23 protein-coding genes are annotated in these 21,177 nt (G+C 31.6%); 12 read left to right on the forward strand and 11 right to left on the reverse strand.

The features are described 5' to 3' along the window. Positions 1-80: 80 nt before the first annotated feature. The 6 genes from DK508_RS03705 to DK508_RS03730 all read right to left on the reverse strand — a co-directional run bounded on the left by DK508_RS03705 (position 81) and on the right by DK508_RS03730 (position 4,933). A complete protein-coding gene (locus DK508_RS03705; protein WP_109299397.1) occupies positions 81-503 on the reverse strand; it encodes a hypothetical protein in 423 nt (140 codons plus the stop codon). A gap of 12 nt (positions 504-515) precedes the next feature. Further along, the gene (locus DK508_RS03710) at positions 516-1,367 is read right to left on the reverse strand and encodes a universal stress protein (protein WP_109299398.1); all 852 of its coding nucleotides are present in this window, start codon (positions 1,365-1,367) and stop codon (positions 516-518) included. Positions 1,368-1,434: 67 nt separating this feature from the next. After that, positions 1,435-2,283 (reverse strand): universal stress protein, encoded by an 849-nt coding sequence (locus DK508_RS03715; RefSeq protein WP_160114553.1) that lies wholly within the window; start codon positions 2,281-2,283, stop codon positions 1,435-1,437. A 66-nt stretch (positions 2,284-2,349) separates the two neighbouring features. After that, positions 2,350-3,198, reverse strand: coding sequence for a universal stress protein (locus DK508_RS03720; protein ID WP_109299400.1), 849 nt, complete (start codon positions 3,196-3,198; stop codon positions 2,350-2,352). Between the two features lie 17 nt (positions 3,199-3,215). Next, entirely contained in the window at positions 3,216-4,070 is an 855-nt protein-coding gene (locus DK508_RS03725; RefSeq protein WP_109299401.1) for a universal stress protein, read from the reverse strand. A gap of 17 nt (positions 4,071-4,087) precedes the next feature. Next, positions 4,088-4,933, reverse strand: a complete 846-nt coding sequence (locus DK508_RS03730) for a universal stress protein (RefSeq protein WP_109299402.1) — start codon at positions 4,931-4,933, stop codon at positions 4,088-4,090. A gap of 115 nt (positions 4,934-5,048) precedes the next feature. Between DK508_RS03730 and DK508_RS03735 the strand changes: the two genes are divergently transcribed. Next, a complete protein-coding gene (locus DK508_RS03735; protein ID WP_235016276.1) occupies positions 5,049-7,436 on the forward strand; it encodes a heavy metal translocating P-type ATPase metal-binding domain-containing protein in 2,388 nt (795 codons plus the stop codon). 9 nt (positions 7,437-7,445) lie between these two features. Beyond that, positions 7,446-8,060, forward strand: a complete 615-nt coding sequence (gene pdxH, locus DK508_RS03740) for a pyridoxamine 5'-phosphate oxidase (RefSeq protein ID WP_109299403.1) — start codon at positions 7,446-7,448, stop codon at positions 8,058-8,060. Here the strand turns inward: pdxH and DK508_RS03745 are convergent. Further along, complete coding sequence (locus DK508_RS03745) at positions 8,057-8,281, reverse strand: DUF2892 domain-containing protein (RefSeq protein WP_109299404.1); 225 nt, start codon at positions 8,279-8,281, stop codon at positions 8,057-8,059. The genes pdxH and DK508_RS03745 overlap by 4 nt on opposite strands. A 129-nt stretch (positions 8,282-8,410) precedes the next feature. Between DK508_RS03745 and ccoS the strand changes: the two genes are divergently transcribed. From ccoS to DK508_RS03780, 7 genes are read left to right on the forward strand one after another with little or no spacing between them, the layout of a single operon-like run. Beyond that, on the forward strand, positions 8,411-8,605 hold the full coding sequence (gene ccoS / locus DK508_RS03750) for a cbb3-type cytochrome oxidase assembly protein CcoS (RefSeq protein ID WP_109299405.1): 195 nt from the start codon (positions 8,411-8,413) through the stop codon (positions 8,603-8,605). Between the two features lies 1 nt (position 8,606). Next, positions 8,607-10,802, forward strand: coding sequence for a cytochrome-c oxidase, cbb3-type subunit I (gene ccoN / locus DK508_RS03755; protein WP_109299406.1), 2,196 nt, complete (start codon positions 8,607-8,609; stop codon positions 10,800-10,802). A 10-nt stretch (positions 10,803-10,812) separates the two neighbouring features. Beyond that, positions 10,813-10,998: a CcoQ/FixQ family Cbb3-type cytochrome c oxidase assembly chaperone gene (locus tag DK508_RS03760; protein ID WP_109299407.1), complete on the forward strand. Its 186-nt coding sequence runs from the start codon at positions 10,813-10,815 to the stop codon at positions 10,996-10,998. Next, the gene (locus DK508_RS03765; protein WP_109299408.1) at positions 10,995-11,951 is read left to right on the forward strand and encodes a cbb3-type cytochrome c oxidase N-terminal domain-containing protein; all 957 of its coding nucleotides are present in this window, start codon (positions 10,995-10,997) and stop codon (positions 11,949-11,951) included. The genes DK508_RS03760 and DK508_RS03765 overlap by 4 nt, the downstream gene beginning before the upstream one ends. A 23-nt stretch (positions 11,952-11,974) precedes the next feature. Then, positions 11,975-13,396 carry a cytochrome c oxidase accessory protein CcoG gene (gene ccoG / locus DK508_RS03770; protein WP_109299409.1) on the forward strand — a complete coding sequence of 474 codons (1,422 nt, stop codon included), beginning with the start codon at positions 11,975-11,977 and terminating at the stop codon, positions 13,394-13,396. Between the two features lie 53 nt (positions 13,397-13,449). Beyond that, the gene (locus DK508_RS03775) at positions 13,450-13,896 is read left to right on the forward strand and encodes a FixH family protein (protein ID WP_109299410.1); all 447 of its coding nucleotides are present in this window, start codon (positions 13,450-13,452) and stop codon (positions 13,894-13,896) included. Next, complete coding sequence (locus DK508_RS03780; RefSeq protein WP_109299411.1) at positions 13,897-14,601, forward strand: sulfite exporter TauE/SafE family protein; 705 nt, start codon at positions 13,897-13,899, stop codon at positions 14,599-14,601. Between the two features lie 11 nt (positions 14,602-14,612). Here the strand turns inward: DK508_RS03780 and hemN are convergent, their stop codons facing one another. The 4 genes from hemN to DK508_RS03800 all read right to left on the reverse strand — a co-directional run bounded on the left by hemN (position 14,613) and on the right by DK508_RS03800 (position 19,214). Next, on the reverse strand, positions 14,613-15,977 hold the full coding sequence (hemN, locus tag DK508_RS03785; protein ID WP_109299412.1) for an oxygen-independent coproporphyrinogen III oxidase: 1,365 nt from the start codon (positions 15,975-15,977) through the stop codon (positions 14,613-14,615). Between the two features lie 22 nt (positions 15,978-15,999). Continuing rightward, positions 16,000-16,839 (reverse strand): universal stress protein, encoded by an 840-nt coding sequence (locus tag DK508_RS03790; RefSeq protein ID WP_109299413.1) that lies wholly within the window; start codon positions 16,837-16,839, stop codon positions 16,000-16,002. A gap of 84 nt (positions 16,840-16,923) precedes the next feature. After that, positions 16,924-17,979 carry a response regulator gene (locus tag DK508_RS03795; RefSeq protein ID WP_109299414.1) on the reverse strand — a complete coding sequence of 352 codons (1,056 nt, stop codon included), beginning with the start codon at positions 17,977-17,979 and terminating at the stop codon, positions 16,924-16,926. Next, entirely contained in the window at positions 17,979-19,214 is a 1,236-nt protein-coding gene (locus DK508_RS03800; RefSeq protein WP_109299415.1) for a PAS domain-containing sensor histidine kinase, read from the reverse strand. The genes DK508_RS03795 and DK508_RS03800 overlap by 1 nt, the downstream gene beginning before the upstream one ends. 105 nt (positions 19,215-19,319) lie before the next feature. On the opposite strand from DK508_RS03800, the gene DK508_RS03805 reads away from it, so the two are divergent. From DK508_RS03805 to DK508_RS03815, 3 genes are all read left to right on the forward strand, one after another. Further along, the gene (locus DK508_RS03805; RefSeq protein ID WP_109299416.1) at positions 19,320-19,724 is read left to right on the forward strand and encodes a hypothetical protein; all 405 of its coding nucleotides are present in this window, start codon (positions 19,320-19,322) and stop codon (positions 19,722-19,724) included. Between the two features lie 95 nt (positions 19,725-19,819). Next, the gene (locus tag DK508_RS03810; protein WP_109299417.1) at positions 19,820-20,104 is read left to right on the forward strand and encodes a hypothetical protein; all 285 of its coding nucleotides are present in this window, start codon (positions 19,820-19,822) and stop codon (positions 20,102-20,104) included. Between the two features lie 141 nt (positions 20,105-20,245). After that, the gene (locus DK508_RS03815; protein WP_109299418.1) at positions 20,246-21,130 is read left to right on the forward strand and encodes an RsiV family protein; all 885 of its coding nucleotides are present in this window, start codon (positions 20,246-20,248) and stop codon (positions 21,128-21,130) included. Positions 21,131-21,177: the final 47 nt, after the last annotated feature.

Below are 21,177 nucleotides of genomic sequence, written 5' to 3' on the forward strand. Positions count from 1 at the left end.
TATTAGATTTTAGAATAAGTAGGGATAACAGTCATATCCGAATTCACCAGTAAAAAACCAGCTAAATGCAGATATAATATCTAGACGGCTTGCGATTTATATTTTTTATAGTAATCTCGAATCAAAGCTATTGTCTGATTTTTTGTCATATGTCCCACCTTGAGCACTTCTTTTACTTTTTCGCTAATCGTTTTATAATTTTCTTTCAATTCTTTATTGAATTTTTCTCCAGCCTCTGCTGGGCCATAAATAACTATCCTATCTGCATTTTGAACGTGAGGAATTATTTCTTTAAAATAAGCTTTAAACTGATGTTTTTCGCGTTCTAAATATTTACTGTCTTGAACTACATCTTGTGGTCCCCCTTTTAATTTAGTTCCCGACCCTCCATGAATACGATAATTTTCAACTTTCGAGTTTATGGTTAAAAAAATTTCTTTATTTTCTTGTATATCAATGATGTGAGCTTTTTCTCGATCCATCCAAATTCCTATATTTTTCATATTCTTTTTTTATTAGTTTTTAAAATCATGTAAAGCCAATACCGGTACTTTAGAATGGTATCCTAAATCTTTGACCATAGGCCTAGAAAATATACTTCCAAAGAAGCTATGCTTTCTATTTATAAAAGTGATCATATCGCTACTGCGACTTTCTACAAATGCACTAAGCCCTCCCTTTACATCTACATTATGCAAAGTGTGAAATTCGTGAGGTATTCCTTCAAAACTTTCTTGTAACAATCTTTTATTGTTCTCTTGTTCGGCATTTAATGTTTCGTCATTGGTGACATACAATACTCGGATCGTAGCATCACTGATTTTTGCGATTTCACCTAAATATTGTAACTCTCTTCGCTTAAAACGTGTTTTATAATCGGTAGGAAAGACAATTTCCTTAGGTTCTGTATATATTACCTCACCTGGAATTGCCATTACAGGGCAGTTTCTTATTTTTTCCATAACTAATATGGTATTACTGCCATAAATAATATTATTAGCATCAGTAGATCCTTTGGTACCCATTACAACCATTTCTATATCTTGCTTATCTACCATATCTTTTATCCCTTCAAGTAGACTATTAAATTGTGAAACCATAAAAAATTTATGATCCGGATAGTTATCCCTAAAGGCAAGTCGATCTAAAATTTTGGATAGACCTTTTTCAGATTTTTCTTTCACATCTTCATAAATTCGTTCACCAGGTTCTGGAACCATCATACTTTCTAATCCGTATCCAGTAACATTAAATGTATTAAGCACATAAAAATCACATGCAAAATTTTTATAGAGTTCTATAGCATAACTGATAGCATTCCAAGAATTTTTAGAAAAATCAGTTGGTAATAATATCTTCTTTTTCATGAGATAGGTTTTTATAAATTAATGATATAAATGTATTATCATTATAGCAGGTAAACTATGATAATTATCAGTTTACATCTGGTATTATTAAAAAAGGTACTGATGAACGAAATCCCAATTTTTTGATAACCGGTTCATGAGCTATGGTTTCGATGAGACTATGTCGATAATTGATCATAGCCAATAAATCAATGTCTAATTGATCTATAAAATCATTAATAAGAAATGCTTTTTGATTCAATTTTGATATCCAATGAATACTATAAGTAAAATCTTCTAAATACTTTTTAAGTGTATGGTAATTATACTCCTGTATCTCATCTAATTTTTCTTCTTCATGAATATGAAAAACCCTTATGTTAGCATCAAATAAAGAAGCTATGTACATTAATGGTTTCAAATCTTCTGGAATATAAAACCTATTGAAATCTGTCGGAAAAGCTATCTCCGTTGGTGTTTTAAAATCAAACTCATTAGGTATGAGTAATACTGGACAATTTTTAACTTTTTGAATGACTTTAACGGCATTACTACCCATAAAAAGAGCAGAAGCCCCTGTAGCTCCTTTAGTTCCCATAACCACTAGATCAATATTCTTACTATCTATAGTTTTTAGAATAGTCTGGGTTAGACCTTTCGAAACAGAAATAGTTTCGAAAGTATGTGCAAGATCATCTGTATCTCTCACAATCGAATGAAAAACTTTGTCTAGCCCTTCTTGAGACTCTACACTCAATTTTTGATATAAAAGATCTCCTTTTTTTGTGTCTATCCTGCCTGTTAACACAGGTGTATGTACTTCAAATGTATTTAATATATAGAATTGACATACTTGATTTTGAAACAATCTAGTAGCATAACAAAGAGCACTATAAGCATTATTCGAAAAATCCGTAGGAACAAGTATTCTTTTCATCATGGTTTGTTTTATAAATTACATCATAAAACTATTTCCATTTTTTATGGAATACTATGACAATTCTCAGTAATCAGCCGGAATGACTAAGAAAGGAATTTTGGTATGAAATGTTATCTTTTTTATAACTGCTTCTCTTGTTAGTCGTTCAATAAAACTATGCTCGTAGTTTATCATAATCAACATATTGATTTCTAACTCTTCTATATACACTTGAATACTTTTTTTTATTGAAGTGAATTCGGGTATTACGTGAAAATCATTTTTAATATGTCTAAAAAATTCTTCTAATCTTTTAGAATTATAATTTTGAGTCAAACTTAGTTTTGGTTGATCGTGAACATGTATCATTCGTATAGCGGCATTATTGATTTTTGCCAAATCAATAATTGGTTTAATTTCTGATCTATAGTAGATACGTTCGAAATCTGTGGCGAATGCGATATTGGTGATTCTTTCAAAATAAGCATCTTCAGGCACAATAAGAACTGGTGTATTAAATTTACTTTGTAATACTCTTATCGCATTACTACCTATAAATACCTCTTTGGCACCAGTCATACCCTTGGTACTCATTAAAATTAAATCAAAAGAATCCGCTACTGTCATTTGCATCAAAACCTCTGTTAAAGATCCCAGTTTCGAAATTGTTTTAAAAACATGATGTGATGCTGGGTTAGAATTATTAATATCTTCTAAAGTCATTTCTAACCCTTCTTCTGATCCTAATTTTATCGAATCATAAAAATACCCAACGCGCTGTGAACTTACAGTAGTTAATAATTGAGTACTATTAAGCTCATACGTATTAAGGATGGTAAACAAACATGGAACGTTTTTATATAATTCTATGGCATAGATCAGTGCGTTCCAAGCTTTATCAGAAAAATCTGTTGTCACCAATATTCGTTTCATCTGTTTATTATTTATAATTATCTCTGTATTCTCTTTTCAGAAGGAATGACTAAAAAGGGAATATTAGTACGATAGGCAATCTGATTAACTACCGGTTTAAATAAGAGGTTTTCAAAAAATGAATGTCGATTATGTACCATCACTAATAAATTAACGATGTGCATTTCCTGAAAATCTTCAATCGCCTGAAGTACATCCATACAATCTACTACATGAAAAACATGAGCGTTTTCTTGAAAATAATTATCCAAAAAAACCTTTGTTTCTTCTTTATCTTGGTTTAATGCAACTCCATAATATGCATTAAGAATATTAAGTCTAGAATCATGACTATTACAAATATCTTTAAGTAAAGGCAAAAATTTATTTGTTGTACTAAGCTGATAATCTGTTGGAAATAAAATTTCTTTTGGTTTTTCGTATTCAAAATTAGAAGGAACCGCTATTACTGGACACTTAACTTTTTTAAGGGTATACATAGTGTTCGTACCTATAAAGATTTCCTTTGCTCCTGTAGCTCCCTTGGTGCCCATGACAATAAGGTCTATATCATACTTTTGTACAGTAGCATTGATCTGATCAATAAGTAAATTAAATATAGAAATCTTCTTGAAACGATGTTTGGGATTATTAAACTCCTCTTTTATCTTTTCTTCTATACGATCCATTTCCTTTTTTGAATTCATCATCGCGATGTCTTCTAGGCCATATGGTATTGGATTTTCTACAAAATATCCTACATGATAAGATGCAGGAGTAAAGGTGTTGAGTATATAAAAAGTACATTCTTCATTTTCAAAAAAATGTAGCGCATAACAAATTGCATTAAATGCATTATCAGAAAAATCGGTTGGCAACAGGATACGTTTCATTTTACTTTTTTATTAATTTATCGCTGTAGATTTTGTATCGTTAAAAAAGGTATTTTGATATATAAGCCTATCCTATCTATTGTAGATTGATATAAGATATTCTCTAGATATGTATGCCTAGAATTTATCATTACTAAAAGATCTATTCTATTCTTTACCAAAAAACTATTAATGGCAGTGGTAATATTATCTGCCTCTTTAACATGAAACGATAATTCTATATCCGGCAAACAATCTTTTAAAAATGCTTTATTGTCTTCTTGGCGTATTGAAAGTTTTTTGAAAGTTGTGATATACAAAAAATTAATAGTAGATCTAAAACTTTTACTCATTGTACGTATTAGTTTTAACTCTCTCCTTTTGTACGGTAACATATAATCCGTAGGAAAAAGAATATTCTTTGGCGAACTATAAAAACACCCTTCAGGAATTGCTAATACAGGACATTTCACATATTTAAGCACCTGTAAAGTATTACTTCCAAAGGTAAGTTTACGATCATCAGTTTTTCCTTTTGTTCCCATAACTACAATATCAATATTCTCTTCATCTACAAAATCATTTGCCTTATCTATCAGAGTCCCAAATACCGATATCATCTTATACGTATGTCTTGGGTTTGGGGAAATTGCTTTTACATTTTCAAAAATCTTTTGTAATCCTTCATTTGATTTTTCTTGCATTATTTTTTTTACCTCATCAAAAAGTTCTCGTGTAAGAGATGTGCTCTGGTCATAGACCTCATCGGCAAAAGCATGTATAATAAAGAACTCGCTCTCTTCATATTTAAAAAGTTCTAAGGCATATCGAATTGCATTCATCGCATTCTCTGAAAAGTCCGTAGGTATTAATATTTTTCTCATAACATAGAAGTTGTGATATACTCTCAAAACTAATTTATCAAAGTAACCCAAACTATGATTTTTATCATATGATATCATATCGGTCTTTATCATTTTTGCAACAAACAATATCTATATGATAATAGAGTCAACATGTTATCATTGCGGTAGCAATTGTGATAAATTTGTTGTCGCTTTTGATCAAAAAGAATTCTGCTGCAATGGGTGTAAAACTGTATATGAAATTTTTTCAAGTCATGATCTATCCTGTTATTATGACTTACAATCTACTCCTGGTTCCATCCCTAAAGAAATCGAAGGAAAATTTGATTACCTCGATAATAAAGCTATTGCTCAAAAATTAATTGAGTTTAGTAATAATGATATTCAAATTATCACACTGTACATACCTCATATACATTGTAGTTCTTGCATCTGGATATTAGAAAACCTAAACAAACTCCAATCCAACATAGTAGTATCTCAAGTTGATTTCCCGAAAAAAAATGTTCGTATTACATTTAATTCTGCTCATGTTTCACTTAAAGAAATTGCCAATTTATTAACAAGAATAGGTTATGAACCTTATATAAGTTTGGATGATTTTTCTGAAGGTAAAAAGAAGATGGATAGAAGCCTTATCTACAAACTTGGTATTGCGAGTTTCGCATTTGGCAATATTATGTTTTTATCTTTTCCCGAATACTTCGAAATATCTGAGTATTGGTTAGAAAAATATAAATACTTATTCCGATGGTTAATGTTTGTATTTTCATTACCCGTAGTCCTTTATGCAGCAAAAGATTACTTTATCTCTGCATATAAAGGGTTACGATCAAGAATATTAAATATTGATGTGCCTATAGTTTTAGGAATTTTAGTTTTATTTTTTCGAAGCACCTTGGAAATCATATTTAATTGGGGAACTGGTTTTTTTGATAGTCTTACTGGATTAATATTCTTCTTATTACTCGGAAAATTCTTTCAACAAAAAACCTATTCTTTTTTGTCATTTGAAAGAGATTACAAATCTTATTTCCCTATAGCTGTAACCCGAATAGCATTTCACAAAAACAAAAAAACAGAAGAAAACATCCAGGTATATGATATTAAAAAAGGAGATCGACTTCTTATTAGACATGAAGAACTAATACCTGTTGATGCCATACTCATTAATGGTAATGCTCAGGTTGATTATAGCTTTGTGACCGGTGAAAGTGAGTCTGTTTCCAAAAAATCTGGGGATCAAATTTTTGCTGGCGGGAAACAGCTATATGGTGCTATAGAAATCGAAGCTACAAAATCAGTCAAGCAAAGTTATCTCACTCAGTTATGGAGTAATGATATTTTTAACAACAATAGATCATTAGTCTTTAATAATCTTACAGATAGTATAAGTAAATATTTTACAATTGTGATCTTATGCATAGCCATATTTTCAACTACTTTTTGGTTATTTATAGATTCATCAAAAGCTATACACGTATTTACAGCTGTACTTATTATCGCTTGTCCTTGCGCTCTAGCACTCACAAGGCCGTTTGCGCTAGGAAATATGCTTCGAATTTTTGGAAGAAATAAATTTTACTTAAAAAACATTGATGTTATTGAACGATTAGCCAATATTGATACCGTGATTTTTGATAAGACAGGAACCATAACAATTAATAAAAAAAGTGATATTGACTATTGTGGACTACAATTAACAGTTGATGAAAAACTACTATTAAAAAATACACTTCGTTCCTCAAATCATCCACTAAGCAGAGCTTTATATAATATGCTTGCAGAACAAGAAATAATTACGCTTGATGAATATCAAGAACACTTAGGAAAAGGAATTGAAGCGAGGCTTAAAGATCATTCTATTAAAGTAGGGTCAGCAAATTTTATAGGCTCCAGCAGTATTAAAAAAGAGCAAAACACAACGGTACACATTAGTACAAATAATACCTATAAAGGGTATTTTACTTTTCACAATCGATATCGTAAAGGTGTTAAAAAATTATTCGATACGCTTGACAAAACGTATGATCTTTCTATACTTTCGGGAGATAATACTGGCGAAAAAAAATATTTAAAACAATTACTCCCAAAACATACCTCTCTGTTTTTTGATCAAAAGCCAGAAAATAAATTAAGGCATATTAAATACCTACAAGAAAACCACAAAAATGTACTTATGATCGGTGATGGCCTAAACGATGCAGGGGCTTTGGCACAAAGTGATGTGGGAATTGCTATTTCCGAAAATGTTAACGTGTTCTCACCCGCTTGTGATGGAATTTTAGATGCTACTAAATTTGAGTGGCTTCATAAATATTTAAACGCATCAAAAAGTACCATGAAAATTATTAGATCGAGTTTTATTCTCTCTTTTTTATACAACCTAATTGGACTTTATTTTGCGGTTACAGGTCAACTTTCACCAGTTATTGCTGCAATTTTAATGCCCTTAAGTTCAATTTCTATAGTTATATATGTAACATTATTAACGAATTGGGAAGGAAGAAAACTAGCTTAAATAGAGTTTATGATAACCATGAATGACAATAATAATCCTATTGAACACTTTCAAAAATGGTTTTATGAGATTGATAAAAATCATCCAGAGGAAGAGACTAATGCCATGTTACTTTCTACCATTGGCTTAGATGGTTTTCCGAAAAGTAGAATAGTTTTACTCAAACGCTTTACTTGGGAAGGTTTTATATTTTTCACTAACTACAATAGCGAAAAAGGTAAAGCAATTGAAAATAATAATAATGTTTGCATCAATTTTAATTGGAATATATCCGGGCGAGAAGTACTCATTTTAGGAAAAGTAAAAAAAATCGCTAAGAACTTATCTGAAGGTTATTTTGATTCTCGACCAGAAGCAAGTAAGCTAAGCGCTTGGGTTTCTCATCAAAGTGACATAATTTCTTCTCGTACAATACTAGAAAATCGATTAAAAAAGTATGAAATCAAATTTAAAAACAAAGCAATTCCTAAACCCAAATATTGGGGTGGTTATATCATCAAACCATCTCAAATAGAATTTATTGAAACTCATGAACTGCAAGGTTATAAAACGGTGATCAACTATAAGCTCCAATCTGATTATAATTGGTCTAAGAAGATTTCTTATACCCGCATTAATAATTAACGATCTTCTGTAAATCCATGATTAGTTTGGCATGTTCTTAACCCAAATAACCGATACAAAGGACACCAACCCATAAACCCAGTAATTACCAATACACCAGAGAGTGATAACAAAACGATTCCTAAAGTATTCGATATATAATTGTTGTAAAACAAATATGCCAAAACAACCCCAATTAAGATTCTTATAATACTATCTAATTTGCCTAAGTTCTTTTTCATATTGAAATAGATTAAGAGTTAATAATCAACTTATTACAAAGCTCTTAAACAAATAGAAAATAAAACCTGACAAATGTCATTTTTTAAGAAAACATGCCCTACTACTTTTGACCTATAATCAAAATAAGTATGGGTGTTATTTATATACTCTTAACGATAAGTATTATTGTAGCCATTATTTTCTTTGTGGCTTTTATTGTTTCAGTTAAGAATGGTCAATACGACGATATCTATACTCCTTCTGTACGAATGCTTTTTGATGATGAAATAGTAAAAAAAACTAAAAAAGATCCTTCTACATCTGCAAAAACTAAACAATCTTAATATGGAAATGGAACAATTCTATTACGATAATAAAATCGTAAAAAATTTCTTATATGCCACTATGTTTTGGGGTATTATCGGAATGTCAGTTGGGTTATTATTGGCATTTTTATTTTTATTCCCTAACCTCACAGATGGAATTTCTTGGTTAAGTTTTGGTCGTTTAAGACCATTACATACCAACGCAGTAATTTTTGCTTTTGTAGGTAATGCCATTTTTGCCGGAGTATATTATTCTACGCAACGATTACTAAAAACCCGAATGTTTAGTGATTCATTAAGCAAAATAAATTTTTGGGGATGGCAATTAATCATAGTTGGTGCTGCCATATCACTGCCCTTAGGATATACTACATCTAAAGAATATGCAGAATTAGAATGGCCATTTGATATAGCGATCGCAATAATTTGGGTAACCTTTGGGTGGAATCTTATAGGTACCATTCTTAAACGTAGGCAGAGACATATGTATGTCGCGATCTGGTTTTATATAGCAACTGTGGTTACCGTGGCAGTACTTCATATTTTTAATAGTTTAGAACTTCCGGTAAGTGCTTTAAAAAGTTATTCAGTTTATGCTGGAGTACAAGATGCATTAGTACAATGGTGGTATGGCCATAATGCAGTAGCTTTTTTTCTTACCACACCCTTTCTTGGATTGATGTATTATTTTATTCCAAAAGCGGCCAACAGACCTGTTTATTCATATCGATTATCTATTGTGCATTTTTGGTCTCTTATATTTATCTATATCTGGGCAGGGCCTCATCACCTTCTCTACTCTTCATTACCGGATTGGGCACAAAATCTTGGAGTAGCCTTTTCTATAATGTTGATCGCACCATCCTGGGGAGGCATGATTAATGGGTTATTAACACTACGAGGCGCTTGGGATAAAGTACGTACTGATCCTGTTTTAAAATTTATGGTAGTAGCCATTACAGGATATGGTATGGCGACTTTTGAAGGTCCTATGCTTTCTCTAAAAAATGTGAATGCAATCGCTCACTTTAGCGATTGGGTAATTGCTCATGTTCATGTTGGCGCATTGGCCTGGAATGGTTTTATGACCTTCGGTATGGCATATTGGTTGGTTCCCAGATTATTTAAAACCAAACTATGGTCTATCGCACTCGCCAACGTACATTTTTGGATAGGTACTTTAGGTATAATTCTATACGCACTACCCATGTACGTAGCTGGATTTGTGCAAGCCTCTATGTGGAAACAATTTAATCCAGATGGTAGTTTAGTTTACGGAAATTTCTTAGAGACTGTAAATGAAATTATCCCTATGTACTGGATGAGAGCTATAGGAGGAAGCATGTTCATTATTGGGATGTTTATAATGCTCTACAATATCATTAAAACTATTAAATCTGGCAGTAAAGCAACCGATGAGTTAGCTGAAGCTGCTCCTTTGATTAAAGTATCAAAACATAAAACATCCAAAGAAGGGTATCATACCTGGTTAGAAAGAAGACCTGTTAAATTGACCATTTTTGCTACCATCGCTATTCTTATTGGAGGAGCAGTACAGATTGTACCCACATTAATGGTAGAATCTAATATCCCAACAATTACCAGTGTAAAACCATATACACCTCTAGAATTAGAAGGAAGAGATTTATATATCAGAGAAAGTTGTGTCTCTTGTCATTCTCAAATGATTCGTCCATTTCGTAGTGAAGTAGAAAGATATGGTGAATATTCAAAAGCAGGAGAATATGTTTATGATCATCCTTTTTTATGGGGTAGTAAACGAACAGGACCAGATTTAATGAGGATAGGCGGTAAATATTCAGACAACTGGCACCTTAATCATTTCTACGATCCGCAAACTACTTCGTCTGGATCCATTATGCCAAGTTATAAATGGTTAATCAAAAATAAATTAGACCGATCCAATACTGAAACTAAGATGAAAGCGATGGTTACACTTGGAGTACCCTATACCACTGAAGAAATTGCAAGAGCACAACAGTGGATGGATGAACAGGCTACCCAGATTGAGAAAAACCTGTACAGTGATCCTGATTTTGCCAAGACGTATGAAGCAGATAAAAAATATGCCCAAGAAAACAAAGAAGATTTTATAGAAATGCGTAATCGTGAAGTCATAGCCCTCATAGCATACATTCAACGATTAGGAACAGATATAAAGGTTAAAACTAAAGAAGATTTAGGGCAAAATTAAAAATAAAACTATGCTAAAATTTATAAAAGGACATATGGAAAGCATTGACGGAATTGAGATATATCCGATGATATCTCTTTTAATATTCTTCATCTTCTTTGCTGCATTATTCTGGTGGGTAATCACTGCAAAAAAAGAACACATTAAAGAAGTAAGTAATATTCCATTAGAAAACGAAAAAGAGTTAATACTATGAGAAGTACAGCATCCTACATAAGAGTAATTGTTTTTCTACTCATATCATATGTACTAATAGAGTCGATTATAGAGTCGGGTGAAGAATCAGTATTTATGACACAACCCATTGCATGGTTGGCTATGGGTATAGTTTTATTATTTGCTATTGCCATTGAAATATGCTTAGAAGCACTTAAAGTTGTATTGTTTAAGTCTTTAAAACCTAAAGCTCAAGAACGATACCTTATAGCTGAGCAACACCGAAAAGAACAACAATTTAGAGGAGTTAAAAATATATATCTAAAACTTCTGGACAGTAAACCGGTTGAAGAAGAAGAAGAAATCATATTAGATCATAATTATGACGGAATCAAAGAATTGGATAATAACCTCCCTCCTTGGTGGGTATATGGTTTTTATGCTACTATTTTATTTGGAGTAATTTATTTAGCTCGTTTTCATGTATTTAATGATTACAATCAAACCGAAGAATATGAGTCTGAAGTAGCTGCAGCACTAATTGCTATAGAAGAATACAAAAAAAATGCTAAGGATTTGGTTGATGCAAATACCGTAACCATACTCACTGATGTCTCTGATATCAGTGCAGGAAAAACCATATTTACAGCGAACTGCGTAGCATGCCATAAAGCTGATGGCGGAGGAGGAATTGGGCCTAACTTAACGGATCCTTATTGGATTTTGGGTGGAGGAATTAAAAACGTTTTCCAAACAATTTCTGAAGGAGGTCGAGATGGCAAAGGAATGGTTGCATGGAAACAAACTTTAAAACCAGCCGAAATGGCTCAAGTAGCGAGTTATGTAATGACTCTTGGAGGTACAACCCCAGTAGAACCTAAAGAACCTCAAGGAGAAGTTTGGAGCGATCCTGATACTTCTATAAAAGAAACTCCCTCTGAAGAAACCCCAGAAACAGCTTCTGATTCAACATCAGTTGTAGTAAACGAATAACCCATCACAGAAAAAGAGATCCATTGGAAACAACAGGAAAAGAAACATTCAGAGATTCTATCGGAACCATAAATGAAGAGGGGAAACGTGCTTGGGTGTATCCTAAAAAACCGAGCGGTCGATTTTATAAATATCGTAAATGGGTAAGTTATAGTTTATTAATATTTCTATTTTCTGCACCATTTATTAAAATCAATGGTAATCAATTTCTATTGTTTAATGTGCTAGAACGACGTTTCAATATTTTTGGAGCTCCGTTCTGGCCACAAGATTTTCATTTATTCGTTATTTCAATGATCATAGGAATAGTATTTATTATACTATTCACAGTAGCTTTTGGTAGAATATTTTGTGGATGGATATGTCCACAAACTATATTCATGGAACTAGTTTTTAGAAGAATCGAATATTGGATTGAAGGCGATCGCGGAAAACAAATACGACTGGATAAGCAACCATGGAATATCAATAAAATTAGAAAGAGGCTCACTAAATGGATACTCTTTTTTATCATTTCTTTCTTGATAGCCAATGTATTTCTAGCATATTTAATCGGTAGTGATCAACTCATAAAATATATTACAGATGGGCCTCTTATACATGTAAGCACTTTAATCTCTCTTCTTATTTTTACTGCCGTTTTCTACTTTGTATTTGCCTGGTTTAGAGAGCAGGTATGTATTATCGCATGTCCTTATGGTCGTTTACAAGGTGTTTTGTTAGATTCAAAATCTATCGTAGTAGCATATGATTATAAACGAGGTGAAAAAGAGATTGGAAGAGCGAAATTTAAAAAAAATGAGAATAGATCCACTAGTGGTAAAGGAGATTGCATCGATTGTTTTCAATGTGTTCATGTATGTCCAACGGGGATAGATATCAGAAATGGAACCCAACTAGAATGTGTAAACTGCACAGCATGTATTGATGCTTGCGATCATATGATGGAAAGTGTGAATCTGCCCAAAGGACTTATTCGATATGCCAGTGAGGAAAACATCGCTAAAAAAGCAAAATTTACGTTTACTCCTAGGCTAAAAGGATACAGTGCCGTATTATTAATTTTAACAGGTATTTTCTTAGGAATGTCTTTTTTAAGAAATGACGTCGAAGCTACTATTTTAAGGTTACCTGGCCAGTTGTATGAGCACAAAGGAGATAATATCATAAGTAATGTATACACATATAAATTAGTAAACAAAACTACCCTGGATATAGAAAATATTCATTTTGAATTATTATCTCATACCGGAAAAATTGAAATTGTAACACACAAAAATTTTAGTGTACCTGGGCAAGGACTTGCAGAAGGAACCCTATTTATTGAAATCAATAACGCCGCCTTAACAGGGGATAAAAATCGATTAAAAATAGGATTATACAGCAAGGACAAATTAATTGAAACAACCACCACTGCATTTTTAGGGCCAAGGAGTTATCGCTAACAAATTGTTTTTAATAGTTAAAACCATATTCAGAATCTTAAAAAATAGAAATCATGAAAATAAACTGGGGCACAGCCATTGTATTCGTATTCATAGGATTTATAAGTTTCATATTATTTTTTGTAGTGAAAATGAATACTAACAAAAAGTATGAACATGATTTAGTTACTGAAGATTATTACAAAAAAGAACTTGCTTTTCAAGAAGAGATCAATGCAGAAAAGAATGCAAATGCCCTAAAGAATAATGTTTCAATTAAAAAAACTACTAACGGAATAGTAGTAATTTTTCCGGTTGATCAAAACTATACTACAGTGTCTGGAACAATTTCCTTATATCGCCCCTCTAACAAAAATTTAGATTTCGAAATTCCCATAGTACTTTCTAATTCAGAAATTCTAATTCCAAAAGATCGTTTAATTGAGGGTCGTTGGGCTATAACAGTACGTTGGAACTTTAAAAACACTACTTACTTATTTAAAGAATCAATAACATATTAAATGGTAATTTCTGCATTTATATTAGGGTTATTAGGGAGTTTTCACTGTATAGGAATGTGTGGTCCTATTGCATTTATGCTACCGCTCGATCATAAAAACAAACTAAAAAAACTGTTTCAGGTTTCTTTATATCACACAGGTCGTTTATTAGCCTACAGCATTTTGGGGGTGTTCTTTGGTCTAATTGGTAAAAGCTTATACCTTTTTGGAATGCAACAAATACTATCTATAATAATCGGCATCTTTATGATTATGATGGTCCTAGTTCCTAAACAAATTTTAAATACATATAATTTTTCAAAGCCGATTTATAAGGTAATATCTAATATCAAAAATGCTTTGGGTAAAGAACTAAGAAAAAAAACATCTGATACTTTTTTAACTATTGGTTTTTTAAATGGTTTTCTCCCCTGTGGTTTGGTGTATATGGCAATTTTTGGAGCACTTGCCCTAGGTAACTCCATAGAAAGTAGTATTTATATGCTCTTTTTTGGAATAGGAACCATTCCTTTAATGACCACAGTTGTATATACGAGTAATTTCCTTTCCAGGAATAACATACGACCGCACATCCAAAAAATTATTCCCGTTTGTATTATAATTATTGGCTTACTATTCATTCTTCGCGGAATGGGATTGGGTATTCCCTATATCTCACCAAAACCTATAATAGAGATTGTTTCTACTAATTATAATTGTCACTAAATCTATAAAAATCAAACTGTCATAGAGAACAATTGTGTTTCGGGTCTATTACGCTGTAAACGAAGATCAAAAGCCATACAGATATTACGAACAAATGGCTGTCCTTTTTCGGTAATTTTAATACGATGATTTTCAATTTTTACTAAACCATCTTTTTCCATTTCCTGTAACCTAATAGATACCTCTGTCAACTCATCAAACTGAAGAAAACTTACGCCCCAATCTGTTTCAAAATTACACATCAGATTAAGGATATGTTGCCGTATAACTTCATCCTCATCTGTTAACAAATGTCCTCTAAATACAGGAATAATTCCTTCTTTAACCAAATGCTGATATTCTTCAATTCCTTTTACATTTTGAGCAAAACCATACCAACTGTCGCTAATGGATGATACTCCTAATCCTATCATCATTTTAGTTTTTGATGCCGTATATCCCATAAAATTACGGTGTAACGTTTTATTTTTCATGGATTGATATAACGTATCATTTGGTAATGCAAAATGATCCATTCCAATTTCAGTATATCCAATATCGAATAATAATTTTTTACCAATTTCATATTGCTTACGCTTCTGACTACCTGTTGGCAAATCAGATTCATTAAATCCACGCTGCCCATTACCTTTCTGCCAAGGAACATGAGCATAGCTATAAAATGCCAATCGATCTGGTAATAATTCTTTTGTTTTTAAGATCGTATCAATAATAGCTTCTTGTGTTTGAAACGGTAATCCAAAAATGATATCATGACCTACGGATGTATAGCCTATATCCTTAGCTACTTCTGTAACATATTTTACATTTTTAAACGGTTGTACTCGATGAATTGCTTTTTGAACAGATTCATTATAATCCTGTACTCCAAAACTCACTCTTCTAAACCCCATATCATACAGCACTTGTAAATGCTCTTTGGTAGTGTTATTAGGATGTCCTTCAACACTAAACTCATAATTATCTGCGAGCTCCGCATATTTCATAATCCCATTAATAAGATATTTCAGATTTACTGCCGAAAAAAAAGTAGGAGTACCACCTCCAAGATGTAGTTCCTTGATCTTTGGTTTCGTTTTAAAAATATTACAATACATTTTCCATTCGGTCAAAACTGTATCCAAATAAGGCTCCTCGACATCATGTCTTTTTGTGATACGTTTATTACAGCCGCAAAACGTGCACATGCTTTCACAAAAAGGCAAATGAATATACAAGCTTATTCCCTCTTTTTCATTACTCTCTTCGAATGATTTCTGCAATGACCTTGTCCAACTTTTTAATGAAAATGTATTATCATCCCAATACGGAACAGTAGGATAACTGGTATATCTTGGTCCTGGCACATTATATTTATTAATTAAGCTCGAGTTCATTTATTTGATTTTTATTGGATTCTTATTCGTGTAATACTAAAAAAGGAACATTGATATGATAACTTATTTTTTCTACAGTTGGATGAAATAGAATTCTTTGAAAAAAATTAAGGTTTTTGGCAACCATGGTTATCATATCTATATCTCTACTTTCAACAAAACATTGTATGGCTTCTTCTATTTTGGGGTTGGACAAAAAATGGAAACTGTTTTTAATATTGCCTTCAAAATAGTTCTGTAGAAAATCTTTATTCTTTTTTTGCAGGTTGGTAAGTTCTTGTTCTTTTTTGGCTACATGTATAACTCGTAATGCAGCATGATTTATAGAAAGTATATTGTAAATAGTACTAAGTACTTTACTTTTATAGTAAATATTATAATCGGTTGGAAATGCCACTTCCTTAAGCTTTGAATATTTCGCTTCTTCGGGAATAACAAGAACTGGACATTTCACTTTGGTGATAACATCACCTGTATTACTACCTATTGTTTTCTCTTTTAGTCCAGAAGCACCTTTGGTTCCCATAACTATAAAATCAATATTTTTTTCTTGGATTTGTTTTCTTATCGTATCCACAAAGAAGATATATTCGATACTAGTAAAAAAACTATGTTTTTCGTTTAAAGGTAGTTTCTGGATTCTTTTAAGTAGGCGTTCCATTTGCTTTTTATCCCTATCTACAACTTTATCCAGAACTTGGTTCTTAGAATCATAGAAAGAGCCATTACCTAACACTTTTTGATGGGGAGAGACGTGTAAAAAATAAAAATTACATCTCACTTTTTTAAAAAACGATAGCGCATATGAAATGGCATTCCATGAATTTTCAGAAAAATCTGTTGGAATAAGAATGTTCTTCATTATTAATACTTTCTAATAAAACAAATGTATTAGGATGCATTAATGAAAAGAATGACAAATATCAGTTTATAGGTTTTTACTATATTATTCTATTAATTGAAGTGCGGGTAAATCCAAAATTTTAATGGTTCTTCCTTCGATTTCTATAAGTCCATCTTTTTTAAAACTGGATAGTGTGCGTATTAAACTCTCTGTGGCAATACCAGCAACACTGGCTAGATCATTTCTAGATATCTTGATACTCTCATCAGGTTTTTTGTTTAGTACCTCTACAAATTGTAAGATCGTTTGTGCCGTCTTTTTTCGAACAGAACTATAAGCCATTTGTAATAATTGCTCTTTTATCTCGGATAGATTATCACTAAGCAACTCCATGAGTTCTAATGAAATATTTTTACTTTTTTCTAATATTTCTTTTAAATTATTTTTTGATATTCCGGCCAATTCTGTGTCTTCAACGGCAGTTGCAGATTCTTGATACGGGGTATTATCAACGAATGAAGTAAAACCTAGAAAATCATCGGCTTTAAACAAAGCAGTAATAAGTTCTTTACCACTTTCATCCATTTTGTGGGTTTTAATCACACCTTTTATAATTAAAAAAATATTGTTAGAATGATCTCCTTCTTTAAAAATAGAAACTCCTTTTTTATACTTGGAGATATCACCATGATCATCAAAAAAATTCTTAAGTTCATGTAGGTTTCTAAGGCTATCCTTAGATTCCTCTTTTGGTGTATGAAATTGATCTTTCAATATTTTAGAAATAATCTCTGCTTTTGCCAGGCGACTTTCTATGGCACTTAATAACTCATCTTCTTCAAAAGGTTTGGTTAGATAATCATCAGCTCCCATATCCATTCCCTTACGAATTTCTTTATGTTCCGTTTTCGCAGATAAAAAAATAAATGGTATTTGATTCGTATTAGTATTATCTGATAATGCTTCCAATACTCCATAGCCATCAACCTCTGGCATCATTATATCACACACAATAATATCTGGTTTTTCTTCTTGTGCTTTGGCAATACCTACTTTTCCATTTGGAGAAGTAATCACCTTATAATTTGACAGTTCTAGAAGTTCTGCAGTATTTTCTCTTAATGCAGTATCATCCTCGATTAATAGTATGGTTTTCATTATTGGTTATGATTATTAGTAATAGGTATTTGTACTGTGAACGTGGACCCATAATTTTCTTTACTCTTAAAAGTGACAGTTCCTCCAAGGTTTTCTACATGACTTTTAACAATGTTAAGTCCAATACCCGTTCCTTGATCCAAGAGTGCATTCTCTGCTCTAAAATATCGTTTAAATATATATATTTGTTCCTTTTTGGGTATCCCTATACCTTGGTCTACAATATGAAAAGTAAGTAGGTCATTTTCAAAAATCGCTTGCAGGTCGATTGTTGTATTCTCTCCAGAATATTTTACAGCATTACGTATTAGATTCGTTAATATAAGTTCTAATATTTTCTCATCAAAATCAATAATATGATCATCAATATCTTTTGGGTATTTAATTCTTTGCCCATCTTTTAGCAACATATTGGCATCATAGACTACCTCATTAACTACCTTACTTAAAGGAAATTTAGTGAATTTATATTTTACTTTGCCGCTTTCTAAGCGCTCTACAGATAAAAAATCATTAAGAATATTATCCAGAAATTTCACTTTGTTCTTGATTGTAGAAAGGTGTTTATCTCTTTTTTCTTGTTGTTCAGTTTTGGTATACTTGCCTATTAAAGTTGTAGAAGTAAGAATACCACTTAGTGGTGTTTTAAATTCATGAGATACCAAAGAAAGGAATTTGGTTTTTAATTCGTTTAAATCTTGCTCTTTTTTCAAAGACTCTTTGATCTTAGCCTCGGCCTCCATTCTAAGTTTTACTTCTTCTTTAAGCTCTTCAATTGTTTGTCTTAGTTCCTCAGTTCTTTTTTCTATCTTCTTTTCTAATGCTATGTTGAGCTCTTTTATCTGATTTTCCTTTTCTTTTCTCTCAGTAATATCAATAACTAAAGCCATAATATAATTATGACCGTATATAGTAAAAGGATTTAAACCAGCTTCTACTGGGAATTCTGTACCATCTTTTCTTATACCATAAAGATCTCTTCCTTTACCCATTTTTCTTTTTTCTGAGTGTTTTCCAAAGTCTTCAAAATGATTTTTATGGTTATGATGATATTTCTGAGGTATTAATATATTTAGTTTTTGCCCCACTAACTCTTGTTCCTTATATCCAAAAATATCATTAGCAGAGCCATTAGTTGCTACGATAACTTGCTCTTCATTAACGATAATGATACCTTCTGAAACTGCCTCAGTTAACAGATTAAAAATGTTGTTGTTTTTTGCAAAAACTTTCATATGTCAAATGTAATAATTTTGGACCGTTACTAGACCTGACCAATGTCATAAAAAAAAAGACTGTGTCGAATTATCTTAGCGCTAACAATAATAAACATTAGCATTATGAATACAACACAAAATATAGGAATCGTTTTTTATCAAAATCTAGGCAAATTGTTTTATGCCATTGCCGCGTCGGATAAGGTAGTTCGCAAATCTGAATATAATTCACTAAGAAAAATTGTAAAATCACAATGGCTAGCCGTAGATGATCTAGAAGATGAGTTTGGCGCAGATGCTGCTTTCCAAATCGAGATTGTTTTTGATTGGTTGGATTATACTGCACTTAACGCAGAGACTTGCTTTGGTGAATTTAAATCTTTTTACAGTGATAACAAATCACTTTTTACAACCAAAATAAAACAATTAATTGGAGATACTGCCAATAGCATAGCCAACGCTTTTTCTGGTAAAAACAAATCCGAATTAATCATGTTAGGGAAACTTCAATTAATTTTTGAAGATTAAAACTCTTACAGAGGTATATCGTATTTAACTGATTTATATCATATTTTAATACCTACTGTGTTGCTAATTTTACTTCAACATAAAAACACATTATTATGACACTATATGCAAAAATAAATGCGGATTTCTCAGAAAATTATATAGGATATTCTGCCTTGGCGATCATTGCATCAACCTGTTTGGGTTCAATAGCAATTATGACAACTCTTCTAAATGGAAATGCTCCAATACAAATGTTTTTGGTCTTTTTAACTGTTGTTGTCTGTAGTGCTCATAATGCCGCTATATTAACCGTTCAGAAACCTAAATTAGTTCTAGATCTTTTGGTCTTAAGTTTACTCATAAACACCTTAATAATTATTGGCAACGGGTTGTTTTAATCACTACATATATTATGTCTTTAAAAGGGTGAGTTCTTATCTAAGGCTTACTCTTTTTTATTAGAGAATGAACTGATTGATGTCATTTTTTATGAATGGCTACTGCTTTACTTTTATGAATAACATCCTAAAATATATATTATGAAAAAAATAACCATTGGTCTCATTTTTTTAAGCTGTATAGCTTGTAAAAATGATATTTCAATTCAAAAAAATACACCAATAAAAGAAACAGAAAACAATTCTAATCTTGATAAAAATAGCTTTGATTCTATTACAGTATTCTCTGAAGACAATCTTGATCATGAAAAAACTAAAGAATTAAAAAGAGAACGTCTAATCAAAGCCAAAGACGATAAACCAAATTTACAAGAGCTAGTGGTCACAAAAAGTTTTTTTAAAGAAGAAGATCAATATCTTCTAGATTATAGATACCCTTATCTTAATGAAAAAATAGATCCTGGATATCAAGTCTTCAATAATTTTATTCAAGAAAACTATCTTGATATCAAAAAAACAGAAAACGAAATACTTGAAGATAAAGAATTGCTTTGCGATACTTTAAAAATCCATAGGTTTAGAGATAAAAGAATCATTGACTACAAAGTCTACAACACAAGCACTAAAATGTTAAGTACCCTTCTTTATAAAGAAAATTATTACTCGGGGATGCGATATTCTACTTATCTTTTTGATTGCGTAAATTTCGACTTAGAAAAACACTCTTTTGTTTATTTTAATGATTTTTTTGTGAGTAACGCCGAAGAGGAAATATATCAAACTATAAATTCAATCATTAGTGAAAATATTACATCAGGAGAGTTTTATCTTGATTGCTGGGAACTCTCTAGAGGGGACTTTAAAGCGTATAAAAATAATTTTGTCGTAAATGATAGCATTATAGAATTTTACTTTGATGATTGTGTAATCTGTCCATCATATACAGGGACTTACTCGGTAGAGATTCCAATTAAAAAAATTATGCACCTCATAAAAAAATATAATGAGCCCAAAGAGGTAAGTTAATTGGATCAACTTTTAATTGTTTGTCTTAATTTTACATTAAAAAATAA

This window comes from Aquimarina sp. AU474 (assembly GCF_900312815.1).
GTDB lineage: Bacteria > Bacteroidota > Bacteroidia > Flavobacteriales > Flavobacteriaceae > Aquimarina.

What these genes read in the sequence shown, in the direction of transcription:
- hemN (WP_109299412.1), bottom strand. Translation starts at nt 15,977, where the DNA reads ATGAACTCGAGCTTAATTAATAAATATAATGTGCCAGGACCAAGATAT.
- DK508_RS03730 (WP_109299402.1), bottom strand. Translation starts at nt 4,933, where the DNA reads ATGAGAAAAATATTAATACCTACGGACTTTTCAGAGAATGCGATGAAT.
- DK508_RS03775 (WP_109299410.1), top strand. Translation starts at nt 13,450, where the DNA reads ATGAAAATAAACTGGGGCACAGCCATTGTATTCGTATTCATAGGATTT.
- DK508_RS03805 (WP_109299416.1), top strand. Translation starts at nt 19,320, where the DNA reads ATGAATACAACACAAAATATAGGAATCGTTTTTTATCAAAATCTAGGC.
- DK508_RS03800 (WP_109299415.1), bottom strand. Translation starts at nt 19,214, where the DNA reads ATGAAAGTTTTTGCAAAAAACAACAACATTTTTAATCTGTTAACTGAG.
- DK508_RS03780 (WP_109299411.1), top strand. Translation starts at nt 13,897, where the DNA reads ATGGTAATTTCTGCATTTATATTAGGGTTATTAGGGAGTTTTCACTGT.
- DK508_RS03720 (WP_109299400.1), bottom strand. Translation starts at nt 3,198, where the DNA reads ATGAAACGAATATTGGTGACAACAGATTTTTCTGATAAAGCTTGGAAC.
- DK508_RS03760 (WP_109299407.1), top strand. Translation starts at nt 10,813, where the DNA reads ATGCTAAAATTTATAAAAGGACATATGGAAAGCATTGACGGAATTGAG.
- DK508_RS03765 (WP_109299408.1), top strand. Translation starts at nt 10,995, where the DNA reads ATGAGAAGTACAGCATCCTACATAAGAGTAATTGTTTTTCTACTCATA.
- DK508_RS03790 (WP_109299413.1), bottom strand. Translation starts at nt 16,839, where the DNA reads ATGAAGAACATTCTTATTCCAACAGATTTTTCTGAAAATTCATGGAAT.
- ccoS (WP_109299405.1), top strand. Translation starts at nt 8,411, where the DNA reads ATGGGTGTTATTTATATACTCTTAACGATAAGTATTATTGTAGCCATT.
- ccoN (WP_109299406.1), top strand. Translation starts at nt 8,607, where the DNA reads ATGGAAATGGAACAATTCTATTACGATAATAAAATCGTAAAAAATTTC.
- pdxH (WP_109299403.1), top strand. Translation starts at nt 7,446, where the DNA reads ATGATAACCATGAATGACAATAATAATCCTATTGAACACTTTCAAAAA.
- DK508_RS03815 (WP_109299418.1), top strand. Translation starts at nt 20,246, where the DNA reads ATGAAAAAAATAACCATTGGTCTCATTTTTTTAAGCTGTATAGCTTGT.
- DK508_RS03725 (WP_109299401.1), bottom strand. Translation starts at nt 4,070, where the DNA reads ATGAAACGTATCCTGTTGCCAACCGATTTTTCTGATAATGCATTTAAT.
- DK508_RS03745 (WP_109299404.1), bottom strand. Translation starts at nt 8,281, where the DNA reads ATGAAAAAGAACTTAGGCAAATTAGATAGTATTATAAGAATCTTAATT.
- DK508_RS03735 (WP_235016276.1), top strand. Translation starts at nt 5,049, where the DNA reads ATGATAATAGAGTCAACATGTTATCATTGCGGTAGCAATTGTGATAAA.
- DK508_RS03705 (WP_109299397.1), bottom strand. Translation starts at nt 503, where the DNA reads ATGAAAAATATAGGAATTTGGATGGATCGAGAAAAAGCTCACATCATT.
- DK508_RS03710 (WP_109299398.1), bottom strand. Translation starts at nt 1,367, where the DNA reads ATGAAAAAGAAGATATTATTACCAACTGATTTTTCTAAAAATTCTTGG.
- DK508_RS03715 (WP_160114553.1), bottom strand. Translation starts at nt 2,283, where the DNA reads ATGAAAAGAATACTTGTTCCTACGGATTTTTCGAATAATGCTTATAGT.
- DK508_RS03810 (WP_109299417.1), top strand. Translation starts at nt 19,820, where the DNA reads ATGACACTATATGCAAAAATAAATGCGGATTTCTCAGAAAATTATATA.
- DK508_RS03795 (WP_109299414.1), bottom strand. Translation starts at nt 17,979, where the DNA reads ATGAAAACCATACTATTAATCGAGGATGATACTGCATTAAGAGAAAAT.